The sequence below is a fragment of the Corynebacterium sp. AOP40-4SA-5 genome (genome assembly GCF_052377355.1).
GTDB lineage: Bacteria > Actinomycetota > Actinomycetes > Mycobacteriales > Mycobacteriaceae > Corynebacterium.
In genome coordinates this window covers 54,394-66,438 of record NZ_JBQSWS010000020.1, presented here as the reverse complement: position 1 = coordinate 66,438, position 12,045 = coordinate 54,394, and the positions used below count along the sequence as shown (strand labels likewise).

At 67.8% G+C, this 12,045-nt stretch carries 14 protein-coding genes; 8 read left to right on the top strand and 6 right to left on the bottom strand.

Going from position 1 to position 12,045, the window contains the following annotated elements:
- The coding region (locus tag ACT3S3_RS11905; protein ID WP_441579857.1) for a YbjQ family protein at positions 1 to 318 on the top strand (318 nt) is incomplete at its 5' end.
- Positions 319 to 433: 115 nt separating this feature from the next.
- On the opposite strand, the gene ACT3S3_RS11900 is transcribed toward ACT3S3_RS11905, so the two are convergent.
- Together ACT3S3_RS11900 and ACT3S3_RS11895 are read right to left on the bottom strand one after the other, a co-directional pair.
- On the bottom strand, positions 434 to 1,501 hold the full coding sequence (locus tag ACT3S3_RS11900) for an alpha/beta hydrolase (RefSeq protein ID WP_444626829.1): 1,068 nt from the start codon (positions 1,499 to 1,501) through the stop codon (positions 434 to 436).
- A 109-nt stretch (positions 1,502 to 1,610) separates the two neighbouring features.
- Positions 1,611 to 2,585 carry an alpha/beta hydrolase gene (locus tag ACT3S3_RS11895; protein WP_301444043.1) on the bottom strand — a complete coding sequence of 325 codons (975 nt, stop codon included), beginning with the start codon at positions 2,583 to 2,585 and terminating at the stop codon, positions 1,611 to 1,613.
- Positions 2,586 to 2,750: 165 nt separating this feature from the next.
- Between ACT3S3_RS11895 and ACT3S3_RS11890 the strand changes: the two genes are divergently transcribed.
- The 6 genes from ACT3S3_RS11890 to ACT3S3_RS11865 all read left to right on the top strand — a co-directional run bounded on the left by ACT3S3_RS11890 (position 2,751) and on the right by ACT3S3_RS11865 (position 7,064).
- Positions 2,751 to 3,428, top strand: coding sequence for a hypothetical protein (locus ACT3S3_RS11890; protein ID WP_444626827.1), 678 nt, complete (start codon positions 2,751 to 2,753; stop codon positions 3,426 to 3,428).
- A 90-nt stretch (positions 3,429 to 3,518) separates the two neighbouring features.
- Positions 3,519 to 3,956, top strand: coding sequence for a hypothetical protein (locus ACT3S3_RS11885; protein WP_441579855.1), 438 nt, complete (start codon positions 3,519 to 3,521; stop codon positions 3,954 to 3,956).
- A gap of 125 nt (positions 3,957 to 4,081) precedes the next feature.
- Positions 4,082 to 4,762, top strand: a complete 681-nt coding sequence (locus ACT3S3_RS11880; RefSeq protein WP_301444197.1) for a GntR family transcriptional regulator — start codon at positions 4,082 to 4,084, stop codon at positions 4,760 to 4,762.
- Positions 4,759 to 5,985, top strand: coding sequence for an MFS transporter (locus ACT3S3_RS11875; protein ID WP_441579854.1), 1,227 nt, complete (start codon positions 4,759 to 4,761; stop codon positions 5,983 to 5,985). Before ACT3S3_RS11880 ends, ACT3S3_RS11875 begins: the two co-directional genes overlap by 4 nt.
- Before the next feature lie 96 nt (positions 5,986 to 6,081).
- Positions 6,082 to 6,489: a hypothetical protein gene (locus tag ACT3S3_RS11870; RefSeq protein WP_441579853.1), complete on the top strand. Its 408-nt coding sequence runs from the start codon at positions 6,082 to 6,084 to the stop codon at positions 6,487 to 6,489.
- 209 nt (positions 6,490 to 6,698) lie between these two features.
- Positions 6,699 to 7,064, top strand: a complete 366-nt coding sequence (locus tag ACT3S3_RS11865; RefSeq protein ID WP_444615008.1) for a hypothetical protein — start codon at positions 6,699 to 6,701, stop codon at positions 7,062 to 7,064.
- A gap of 93 nt (positions 7,065 to 7,157) precedes the next feature.
- Here ACT3S3_RS11865 and ctaD read toward each other — a convergent pair whose 3' ends face one another.
- From ctaD to ACT3S3_RS11845, 4 genes are all read right to left on the bottom strand, one after another.
- A complete protein-coding gene (gene ctaD, locus ACT3S3_RS11860; protein ID WP_444626825.1) occupies positions 7,158 to 8,867 on the bottom strand; it encodes an aa3-type cytochrome oxidase subunit I in 1,710 nt (569 codons plus the stop codon).
- Positions 8,868 to 8,999: 132 nt separating this feature from the next.
- Positions 9,000 to 9,914 (bottom strand): LysR family transcriptional regulator, encoded by a 915-nt coding sequence (locus ACT3S3_RS11855; RefSeq protein WP_441588349.1) that lies wholly within the window; start codon positions 9,912 to 9,914, stop codon positions 9,000 to 9,002.
- Positions 9,915 to 10,007: 93 nt separating this feature from the next.
- Entirely contained in the window at positions 10,008 to 10,667 is a 660-nt protein-coding gene (locus tag ACT3S3_RS11850) for a GntR family transcriptional regulator (RefSeq protein ID WP_301444110.1), read from the bottom strand.
- Between the two features lie 324 nt (positions 10,668 to 10,991).
- Positions 10,992 to 11,750, bottom strand: coding sequence for an SDR family oxidoreductase (locus ACT3S3_RS11845; RefSeq protein WP_441579826.1), 759 nt, complete (start codon positions 11,748 to 11,750; stop codon positions 10,992 to 10,994).
- 42 nt (positions 11,751 to 11,792) lie between these two features.
- Here ACT3S3_RS11845 and ACT3S3_RS11840 point away from each other — a divergent pair, with 42 nt between their 5' ends.
- Entirely contained in the window at positions 11,793 to 12,026 is a 234-nt protein-coding gene (locus tag ACT3S3_RS11840; RefSeq protein WP_301442604.1) for a hypothetical protein, read from the top strand.
- Positions 12,027 to 12,045: the final 19 nt, after the last annotated feature.

The window sequence follows — 12,045 nt, the reverse complement described above, 5'->3', positions numbered from 1 at the left end:
ATGATCGTCACCACGACCAACAGCATCGAAGGCCGCGAGGTCGCCGAGTACCTCCGCGTCGTCTCCGGAGAGACCATCGCCGGCATCAACATGTTCAAGGACATCGGCGCCGGCTTCCGCAACCTCGTCGGCGGCCGGAGCAAGAGCTACGAGGGCGAGGTGACTCGGGCCCGGGAAACCGCAATCGGCGAGATGGTCCAGCGCGCCTCCGAGCTGGGCGCCCACGCCATCATCGGCGTCGACCTGGACTACGAGAACCTCGGCCAGGGCGGCATGATGATGGTCTGCGCCTCCGGCACTGCAGTGACACTGCGATAACCATCACCGACGGCGTCACGACATAGAGTGACAGTCGAGTTCGGAACACAGCCGCCCCGCGGCCTCAGCTCCGCACCCGCGTCGAGGCGGACATGACCCTCACGACCGCCCCTTCCTACGACGACGCCCCCGGCCCGCTCGAGCCGCCGGCGCTCCCGGCGGCCGAGCCGTCCCCGGAACCGTCCTCCCCCAGCACCGCGTCCATGAAGCGGCGCGCACCGTCATCGTCCAGCGCCGCGCGGATCCACGTGTCCCAGTCGTGCGCGCCGAGGAGGTCGTAGCGGTAGTGCACGTTGTCCATGCCGCGCAATCTGGTGCGCAGCTCCAGTTCGCGGGTGAACACCATCGACCCGAACTCGAACGGACCACCCTCGAAGACCACCGCCAACGGGTCGGGCCCCAGGTTGCCCAGGTTCGGCACCCCGCTGGCGGCGTTGACCATCACCGGCATCGTCAGGTTCTCCAGGCGCAGCGTGGGATTGTTGTCCTTCACGCTGTCACCCGACGCCCACGGCACGGCCTGGTGTTCGGAGCGTCCGCGCGCGGAGATGTCCACTACCGCCTTCTGCGCGGGCATGCCGGGGTCGTAGAGCCCGCTCATCGCCCACACCGCGTTGTACTGCCCCGGGTACTTCGACGCCAGGTTCATCGCCCCGTACGCCCCGGAGCTCAGCCCGGCCACACCGGTGCTGCCGCGTCCACCGTCCGGCACGCCGAAGGTGCCTTCCAGGTAGTCGGGCAGTTCCTCGGCGACGAAGGTCTCGTAGCGCACGGCGTCCACGTCGTCGAAGTCCTGCGTCCAGGTCCACGGGTCCATCACGGGGAAGACCAGGGTGGCGTCGTCGTCGGCGAGTTCGCGGTGCACCTTGATGGTGCTCAGCCAGCCGTTGGAACCGCTGTTGTTCGCCCCGTCGAGGAACGTGGCGACCTCCCTGCTCCCCGCCCTCAGAGACGGCCTGACCAGCACAGGGATGTCCCTGTCCATGGCCTCGGAGTGGGCGGTGCAGCGCAGGGCGTCGGACGCCGCGATGCGCGTGCACCCGTCCGGCGAGATGCGCGGCGCGGCCGCCGCGGCGTCCGACGCATCGGCGGCGGGGTCCGCCGCAACCGGCGGCGCGAGGGTGACGAACACGGCGATCGACACGACCAGGGCGGAGAGGGACGTCCTGCGGGATGTCTTCATGGTGAGAGGCACAGTGAGGATCCTGGGGAAGAAGAGGAGAGGAGGAGAGTTACCCCTGGGATCCTACGAACGCCGCGACACCGGCGCGACCGGAAGAGTCAGATTCGAGTCAGATCCGGTCCATGAAGGTGTACGTGTTGCCCTGCTCGAAGGACGCCCGACGCCAGGTGTCCCAGGCGTGGGCACCGATGATGTCGTAGTGGAACTCGATGTTGTCGCGTCCGGCCAGGGCGGCGCGCGCCTGGAACTCCGCGGTCATCACCATCGAGCCTGCCTCGAACGGCCCGCCGCGCACCACCGTGGCCACGGGGTCGGGGCCCAGGTCGCCGGCGAAGTTCGTGATGCCGGTCGACGCACTCACGATGACCGGCATGGTCAACGCGTCGATGTTCAGCGTGGGGTTGTTCTCCGCGCGCACCTGTTCATTGGCCCACGGGGCCTCCTCGTTGCCGCTGTTCAGCGTGGAGGTGCCGTCGATCACGGCGCGCTGCACGGGCATGCCCGGGTCGTAGAGCCCGCTGAGCGCGTACACCGAGGAGTACATGTCCGGGTGCTTCGCGGCCAGGTTCATCGCCCCGTACGCCCCGGAACTCAGCCCCGTCACACCGGTGGTGCCGCGTCCACCGTTCGGCACGCCGAACTCGGACTCCAGGTAGTCGGGCAGTTCCTGGCTCATGAAGGTCTCGAACTGGGCGGCGGGCACGCCGTCCCAGTCCTGCACCCAGCTCCACGGGTCCATGGCGGGGAAGACCAGCGTGGCGTCCTCGCCGTCCAGGGCCTCCAGTGCCCCGCCGGCGGTGACCCAGCCGTTGGTGTCGGTGGAGTCCGCACCGTCGATGAACTGGGCGACCTTCGGGTTACCCTCGGTGTGGGAGGGGCGTACGACCACGTTGAAGTCGCGGTCCATCGACTCCGAGTGCACAGAGCACGACAGCGCGGCGGTGTCACCGTAGGGCGTGCAGCTCTCCGGGTCGGCGGCGGCGTTCGGCGCCACGGCCACGGTCAGAGACGTCACCACGCCGGCGCTGAGGGCGAGGGCGGTGAGGCTCTTCTTCATGTTCTTCGGCTTCTGCAGCTTCTTCATTCGGGGAATCCTCCTGTCCGACGGCGACGCTACAAGGAGCCCTCGGGAAATAGCGATACCCCCGGGGGAATTGCCAGGGAACGCCAACATCATGCGTCACTGCAGTTCACAGCCATGACCATCAGTCACGGCACGGGTGATGCACGCGCCCCTACACTCGGGCCCATGAAGTTCCACGAGATCACCCTCCCGGTCCACGAGCCAGCGCGGTGGACCTCCTGGTTCGAAACCACCCTCCGCCGCCTCGGCGCCGCGCGTACCGGCGACACCGGCGACACCGGCGACACCGTCCAGCTCGGCTGGACGGCACTGCGCTTCGCCGCCGGTGCGTCCGACCCCGCGGAACGGGGCCACCACCTCGCCTTCGCGATCCCCACCGGCACCATCGGGGACGCTGCGTCCTCCATCGTGGCCGACACCGGGCGGCCCCTGCTCGAACTCGACGACGACGGCACCACCGTCGTCGAGCGCGGCGGGAACTGGGCCAGCCATTCGGTCTACTTCGCCGGCCCGGAGAACTCCGTCTTCGAACTCATCGAGCACGCCGACCGACCTGTCCCACCCGCCCCGCAGGACGCGCAGGACGCCCCGACGCTGCTCGGCGTCGCCGAGATCGGCCGCGGCGTCACGGACGTGGCCGCCGCCGGCGACGACCTGGCAGGACGTCACGACGGGCGTCTCCCCCACGGTTTCGGGGATCCCGCACGCCGTGTGATCGCCGCCTACGGCGACATCGACGGCGCCGTCGTCCTCGCCCGCGACGACCGCCCGTGGTACCCGACCTCTGATGTTCTGCCCGCGACCGCCGAGGCGTCCTTCCGGGGAAGTAGCCCGGGGAATTAGATAAGGGAGAGAAAGAACCTCTGGACACCGGTCGGTAGCGTGCCCTACACTTCGCAGACATAAGCCACCCCTCACACGGAAGGATCCACCATGAGCATCTCCACCCGTCGTTTCACCCGCCTGTCGCGCACCGGCATCGCCGCCGTCGCTCTGGCCCCCGCCCTCGTTCTCGCCGCCCCGGCCGCCGTCGCCGACGAGACCGAGACCCCCACTGCCGACTCCTCCGCCCCGGCACTCTCCGACGACAGCGGCGAGGGCGAGGGCTCCTCCGAGGGCTCGCTGCCCGGCGACATCAGCTCCTCGGACGCCGCATCCTCGCTGGCCGACGCCGACTGGAAGGCCGTCGCCTCGATCCTGAGCGACGTGCTCGGCGGCGACGTGTCGCTGCAGACCATCCTCGACATCATCTCCGTGGTCAACGACGGTGACGCCACCGTCGGCGACGTGATCGGATCGGTCACCGGCTCCCTCGGCGGCGACGCCGGCGACAGCGACAGCGACGCAGGAGACGCCGACGCCGCCGAGTAGTCACCCGGCACGTCCTACCCCGCAGGGAGGTCACCGCACATGCGGTGTCCTCCCCTTTTCGTGCCCCGCACCGCCAGCGAGACCCTGGCCGATGCCTCATAACGGTGCGATGTATTCTTTGATGCATGCATTACAGACGCGAGAACCCGCCGGCGTGGATACCGGCGACACCAGAACGTTCGATCGCCGGCCGCGTCGCCGACGACCTCGCGTGCCAGATCGTCGAAGGAACCCTCGAGGCCGGGACCACCCTCACCGAGGTTGACGTCGCCACCCGCTGCGGTGTGAGTCGCACCCCCGTGCGCGAGTCCATGCTGCGCCTGCAGGCCTGGGGCCTGGTGCGCATCGCCCCGAAGAAGGGCGCCACCGTGACCGTGCCCACCGAACGCGAACGCCGTGAGCTGCTCACGGTGCGCTCCATGCTCGAGACCGACATCGTCCGACGCACCGCCGACGACCCCGCCGCCCGCACCCGCCTGGCCGGCCTGCTCGCCGACACCGTCGCCGAGCAGCGCGGCAGCACCGACGACCCCGAACGTTTCGCCGACCTGGACTTCGCCTTCCACTCGCACATCATCCACTTCGACGACAACCGCGTGGTCACCGAGATCTCCGGGCTGCTGGCCCCGCGTCTCGCACGGCTGACCTTCCTGGCCGTGCGCTCGATGGCCGGCAACCTCGACGCCGTCATCGACGAGCACACCGCCCTGACCGACGCGGTCTCCCGCGGCGACGTGAGCGCCTTCGAGGACCTCATCCAGGCGCACCTCACCGGGATGCACGGCCGTTACGAGGTGGCACGGTGAGCCCGAACCGCTTCTGGACGCTGCCCGTTCCCGCCGTCTTCCTCCTCGCATGGGGCGGCAACCACTTCACCCCGCTGCTGCACCTCTACGAGAGCCTCGGCGGTTACGTCGCCTGGCAGGTCAACCTGCTGCTGGGCATGTACGTGTTCGGCCTGATCCCGGGCCTGCTCGTCGCCGCGGCATTGTCGGACCGCCACGGCCGACGCCGCGTGATGCTCGTCGGTCTGGCCGCCGCCGCCCTCGGCAGCGTGATCCTGGCCTGCGGGATGACGTCCTTCACCGTCCTGTGCATCGGACGCCTGTTCGCCGGCGTCGGCGTGGGCGTGGGCATGTCCGTGGGCTCCAGCTGGATCAAGGAGCTCTCCGGCCGTGAGTACGACCCGGAGGCGAAGATCACCGCCGGCGCGCAACGCTCCTCGTTGACGATCACCCTGGGCTTCGCCATCGGTGCCGGGGTGACCGGCTGCCTGGCGCAGTGGGGGCCATGGCCTGCGGAGACACCGTACGTGCTGCACCTGCTGCTCTGCCTGGTCGCCCTGGTGCCCACGCTGCGCTGCCCGGAGACGGTGCGGGCGCGTGCCGCGTCCGACGCGTCCGACACATCCGGGCAGGACGCCCCGTCGCGTCCCTGGTGGGCCGACCTGCGCCTGTCGCCGGACGCCCGGCGTCCGTTCCTGCGCATCATCGTACCCGCCGCACCGTGGGTCTTCGCCGCGGCGGGCGTGGCCTACGCGGTGCTGCCGACCGTCTTCGAGCACCGTCTCGGCGACAACACCACCATCTTCGCCACCGTGCTGACGGTGCTCACCCTGGGTACCGGCTCGGCTGTCCAGCCCGCCGTCGGCTGGCTCAACCGGGTGACCCGCGGCCGTGCCCTGCCGACCGGACTGCTGCTGATCTTCCTGGGCATGGCGCTGGCCGCTGTGACGGCGGCGACGGGCAGTCTGCCGTTGGCCTTCGTCACCGCGGTGGTGCTGGGCGCGGCCTTCGGCATCTGCCTGGTGGCCGGGCTGCTGCTGGCCCAGGCGTTGGCCCGGCCGGACGAGCTGGCCGCGATGACCGGCATCTACCACTCGGTGGCCTACCCGGGGTTCCTGCTGCCCACGGTGCTCGCCGCGGTGACCGGCGGACAGGACTACGCGGTCTCGCTGGTCGTCGTCGCGGCCTGCGCCCTGGTGTGCGCCGGGGTGGTGGGGACGGGACTGTCCGCCTCGAGGCGCTAGGCGTACAACTGTGCGCTGCGGGTTTACCGTGGACGACGGTTCGGCGACACTGCTAGTCTGTGAACCCATCCACTTCACCGCATGAAAGTAGGGGCCATGACCCTCCCTCCCGTCTCCCGCCGCATCAAGGCGGGTCTCGCCGCCGTCGTCGTCACCCCCGCCCTCGTGTTCGCGCCCACCGCCGTGGCCGACACGCAGGACACCACCCCCACCTCCTCACTGCCCACCGACGTCACCGGAAGCCTGGGCGATCTGGGTGATCTGGGCAGCATCTCCGGCGGTCAGATCGGCACCGTGGTCACCGTCGTCACCGCCCTGCTGGACGCGGGCGTGAGCGTCGGTGACATCATCACCATTTTCACCGCCCTGCAGGATGCCGGGGTGAGCATCACCGACATCATCGCCGTATTCGCGTTCATCGCCAACACCCCGGGCGCCCTGGACCTCGTGCTGCGACTGATCGACGCCGGCCTCGTCGGCACGATCGTCGACCTGATCCCCTGATCTGACAGATCCTGCCCGGGCCAGGGCCCGGCACAGAGCAACCCCGCAGGTTGGTTCGACCAACCTGCGGGGTTGCTGCGTCCGCGCCGCTCCACGCCCGACACCGCCCTGCCCCTAAAAATGGTGGCACCGGAACTAGTGGGTATGCCGCCAACTTATGCAGCGATACTCTCAGGGAACTCTTGTTTTCCACATGAAAGTGACTCCCCATGAGCCTCTCTCACCGCGTCAAGATCAGCCTCACCGCAGCCGTCATCACCCCCGCACTCGTCTTCGCCCCCAACGCCGTCGCCGCCGATCTCCCCGGTTCCGGCGACACCACCGGAAGCCTCGGGTCACTCAGCTCGCTGGGTTCCCTGGGCAGCAGCGGATCCGGCACCACCCCGGAGGACCCCGACCAGACCACGTATCCCGACTGGATCGAGGACCTTCTCTCAGAACTCGACGGCTCACCGCTTCCGCCCCTGTACCTCATTGAGATCGTCAAACAGTTCAACGAACAGTTCGCCGCCTTGACCCCCGAAGAACAAGAAGAAGTCCTGGATCTCCTCCGCGAGTTGGGATACCTGGACTAACCCTCCCCACACGCAAAGCAGCGGCGCCGGTGGTCAGTTGACCACCGGCGCCGCCGGTGACGGTCAGGCTTTCAGACTGTCAGCAGGAGCCGACTAGAAGTGGCGTCCCACGTGCGCCTCCTCGCGGGCCGTCTTCACCATGTGCGGGTAGTGCAGCTCGAAGGCCGGACGCTCCGAACGGATCTTCGGCATCGAGGTGAAGTTGTGGCGCGGCGGCGGGCAGGAGGTCGCCCACTCCAGGGAGTTGCCGTAGCCCCACGGATCGTCGACGGTGACGATCTCACCGTAGCGCCAGGACTTGAACACGTTCCACACGAACGGCAGGACCGAGATACCGAGCAGCAGCGCACCGATGGTGGAGATCTGGTTCAGCAGGGTGAAACCGTCCTGGTCCAGGTAGTCGGCGTACCGACGCGGCATGCCCATGCTGCCCAGCCAGTGCTGCACCAGGAACGTCATGTGGAAGCCCACGAAGGTCAACCAGAAGTGGATCTTGCCCAGACGCTCGTCGAGCATGCGGCCGGTGATCTTCGGGAACCAGAAGTAGATGCCGGCGTACGAGGCGAACACCAGGGTGCCGAACAGGGTGTAGTGGAAGTGCGCGACCACGAAGTAGGAGTCGGAGAGCTGGAAGTCCAGCGCCGGCGACGCCAGCATCACACCGGTCAGACCACCGAACAGGAAGGTGGCGAAGAAACCGATGGCGAAGATCATCGGGGTCTCGAAGGAGATCCGGCCCTTCCACATCGTGCCCAGCCAGTTGAAGAACTTCATGCCGGTCGGCACGGCGATCAGGAAGGTCATGAAGCTGAAGAACGGCAACAGCACAGCACCGGTGACGAACATGTGGTGCGCCCACACGGCCAGCGACAGTGCGGCGATCGACAGGGTGGCGAATACCAGTCCGACGTAGCCGAACATCGGCTTACGGGAGAACACCGGGAAGATCTCCGAGACGATGCCGAAGAACGGCAGGGCCAGGACGTAGACCTCGGGGTGGCCGAAGAACCAGAACAGGTGCTGCCACAGGATCGCGCCGCCGTTGGCGGAGTCGTAGATGTGGCCACCCAGGATGCGGTCGTACAGCACGCCCAGCGCGGCGGCGGTCAGCAGCGGGAAGATCAGCAGCACGAGCAGGGACATGACCAGGATGTTCCAGGTGAACACCGGCATACGGAACATCGTCATGCCCGGTGCGCGCAGGCACAGGATGGTGGTGATCATGTTGATCGCCGAGGCGATCGTGCCCACACCACCGACACCGACACCGACGACCCACAGGTGCGAGCCGACGCCGGGCGAGTTCACCGCGTCGGCCAGCGGCATGTACATCGTCCAGCCGAAGTCCGCGGCACCGCCGGGGGTCAGGAAGCCGGACAGCATGATGATGCCGCCGAAGGTGGTCAGCCAGAAGCCGAGTGCGTTGAGTCGCGGGAAGGAGACGTCGGGGGCGCCGATCTGCAGCGGCATGATGTAGTTGCCGAAGCCGAAGACCAGCGGACTGCCGAACAGCAGCAGCATGATGGTGCCGTGCATCGTGAACAGCTGGTTGAACTGCTCGTTCGACAGGAACTGCAGGCCCGGGTGGAACAGCTCCACGCGGATCAGCAGCGCCATGAGGCCGCCGATCCCGAAGAAGATGAACGCCATCACGAGGTACATGATGCCGAGCTGTTTGTGGTCGGTCGTGGTCAGCATGCTCCATGCGTGACCACCCTTCTTCGACCGGCCGCCGTGTGGTTCTCCACGGTCAGGCCGGGCGTGCGGGGCGTGCGTCTCCTCGGACGGGACAACGGCAGTCAATGGTCCAAACCTCCTGAAGCGTCGGTGGCGGACTCATCTCCGGTCGTCAACCGGGGCCGTCACACGGTGTCGGTATTCCGACTATAGGTTTGGCGCATTTCCCCTGGTGAAGCCGTTGCGCTTATGGGGTGATCACTTGCCGTTATGCGACCACGACGACACCGTCGTGAGGTACTTCGCCAACGACTCCAGGGACACCGCGCTGGCGGAACCCGGGTCCCAGACCAGCTCGTAGAACATCTCGACCTGGGTGCCGTCCTCGCGCACGATGCGGCGTGAGGACATGCCCTCGCGCACGTGGCGCTCCGGCAGCACGACGGAGCCCATGCCCTTGTTCGCCCACCCCGGCAGGGCGGTGCAGTGGGTGACCTCCATCTCGGCACGCTTCAGCTCACGGCCGGCCTCGGCGAACATGTCCGAGACCATGCGGGTGATGCCGCAACCGTGACGGCACAGGATCAGCTCGCGCTCGGCGAGTTCGTCCACGGTGATCTCGTCGCCGTCTCCCTCATTGGGCTCCTCGACCAGGACGAGGTAGTCCGAATCGATCAACCGGTGGCTGTAGCCCGGCAGCGAACCCAGCGCGGGCACGATGATCATGTCCAGGCTGCCGGCCTGCAGGAACTCCTCCAGCGGGTCGAGCTCGGCCTCGAGCAGCATCGCGTCGTGACCCACGGCCAGGGCGTGCGGCCCGTGGATGGCGTCCTTGAGCTGTGCGACGATCTCCTTGTCGATCTTCGGGGAGATCCCGACCCGCACGGTGCCCGACCTGCTGGAGGTGAAGGACTCCGCCTCAACCTCCATGCGGGTGATGTCCGCGATGATCTGCTTGATCCGCGGCAGCAGCGCCGCGCCGAAGGCCGTCGGCGACGTGCCCCGCGGGTTACGCAGGAAGATACGTCCGCCGAGGTGTTCCTCGAGCTTGGCGATGCTGATGGACAAGGCCGGCTGAGTGACTCCGAAACGACGCGCGGCAGAGCTGAACGACCCTGCGTCCGCTACCGCGTCGGCGTAGCGAAGGGATTCGAGTGTAAGTCTGGCATTCATGGTGTTCTCATCCTATTGCCGCTGGCCAGCATCATAAAACATTGTCCATAAGGAATACCCCTCCGAGTATAACGACGAGGGGTGATGTGCGCCTCAGGTGCGTATAATCCGGATGAATACCGCACCGGCGTGGGAGGCCGCCGCGGATGCGGCACCGCGGGCGTCACCGATCTCCAGGGCGTCGACGATCGCGCGGTGCTCCCGCACCGCCATCGAGACGTTCCACGGGTCGCTCCACGCGGTGGTCGGATACAGGAAACTCTGGACGTCCAACCTCTCGAGGACGTCGCACAGGGGACGGTTCCCCGAGGCCTCCCGGAGGCGGGTGTGGAACTCCAGGTTCACCCGTAGATCACGTACCGGGTCCGGCGGCGCCCCGAGGTTGGATTCCTGGACCTCCACGAGTGCCCGCAAAGCCGCGATCTGCGCGCTCGTTGCATTGCGTGTCGCCTGTTCAGAGGCCTGCGCGTCGAGAATCTGGTGCAACTCGAAGACCTGTCCGAGCGTGGCCGCGTCCATCTCCGCCACACGCGCGCCGGCACGTGGCCGGTACTCCGCCACGCCCTCCACCGTGAGTTGCTGGACGGCCTCGCGCACGGGACTGCGCGAGACCCCGTAGCGCGCCGCGATGCCGGGCACGCTCAGGGCGGTTCCCGGCGGCAGTGCGCCGGTGATGATCTCCTCGCGCAGGCGCTGTAGCACGGACTCCCCGAGCAGTGCACCGGCACCGCTCGCGTCCACTTGTTCCGTCATGCACTTCTCCTCTATATAGGGGCCCGCTGGCGATACTGCATGTAGGGCCCGACCCTCCCGGCCGGCCTCCGGTCGACAACTTCCCGCCCGCACTACCAAGGATGCCGGACGGCGCCGCCCCTGCCCACCCCCGAACTACATGCAATCTCCACGCGCGGCGGAAAATCAACCCCACCAGCACCATCAGCACCATGCGTACCGCGGTAACCGGCCCCGGGGGCACCGGCGAGAGCACCCGGAGGAGCCCCGAAGTGAGGGTAGCGGGGGGAGAAGATCGGGGGTAGTGGGAATTTCATCGACAGTGAATAAAACTCCCCGTCAGACTCAGGCCTGGTCGGTCGGACGGATCATGACGGTGTCCACGTCCATGTGCGCCGGACGCCCCGCCACCCACCGCACGGTCTCGGCGACGTCCTGCGCGGTGAGGTTCAGCACGTCCTCGTAGACCTGCTGCGCGCGGTCGGCGTCGCCCTTGAACCGGTTGAGGCTGAAGTCCGTCGCCACGCGTCCCGGGTCGACCTGGCAGACGCGCACCCCCTTCTCGGCGAACTCCATGCGCATCACGTCGCTCAGCGCGGTCTCGCCGAACTTCGCGGCGTTGTAGCCGGCCCCGCCGCGGTAGGCGTTGCGTCCGGCGATGGAGACGATGTTGATCACCTGCGGCGCGGCGGTGCGCTGCAGCTCGGGGAACAACGCCTGGGTGACCTGCAGTGTGCCGATCACGTTCGCCTCGTACATCCACCGCCAGTCATCGACGTCCCCGTCGAGCACCGTGTCGAGACCACGGGCGCCGCCGGCGTTGTTGACCAGCAGGTCCGCCCCGCCAAGGTCGTGCACGGCGGACGCCAGGGCGTCCACGCTCACCCGGTCGGTGACGTCCACGGTCGCCACGTGGGTGGACACCTCCGGGGCGTCCGCGGCGATGCGAGCGGCGACCTGCTCCAGCCTCTCCGGACGCCGCGCGGCGAGGACGACGTCCCACCCGTCCGTGGCCAGGGCCACCGCGGTGGCCTCCCCGATGCCGGCGGACGCTCCGGTTACCACGGCGAGACGGCGTTCTGATGTCTGTTCTTTATCGCTCATACGCCAGAGCGTAGTACCTCCGACCGCATAGACTCATCCGTTATGAAGCTCCCGAGCATGCTCAACGGCCCCGTGACCCGCGCCCAGATCAACCATCCCGTGGTCGCGGCGAAGGTGATCCGCCAGCTGACCGGCTCGAGCGGGAAGAAGGGTTCGGACGCGATGGACGCGACAGAGGAGGCTGTGTCCTCTATATCCTCCGCTGCTGCGTCACCGGTCCGTACCAACGGCATCGAGGCTGCGAAGCTTGCCGCCGGAATCCCCGCCGAGCACTGAGCCAAACACTGAGCCAGGC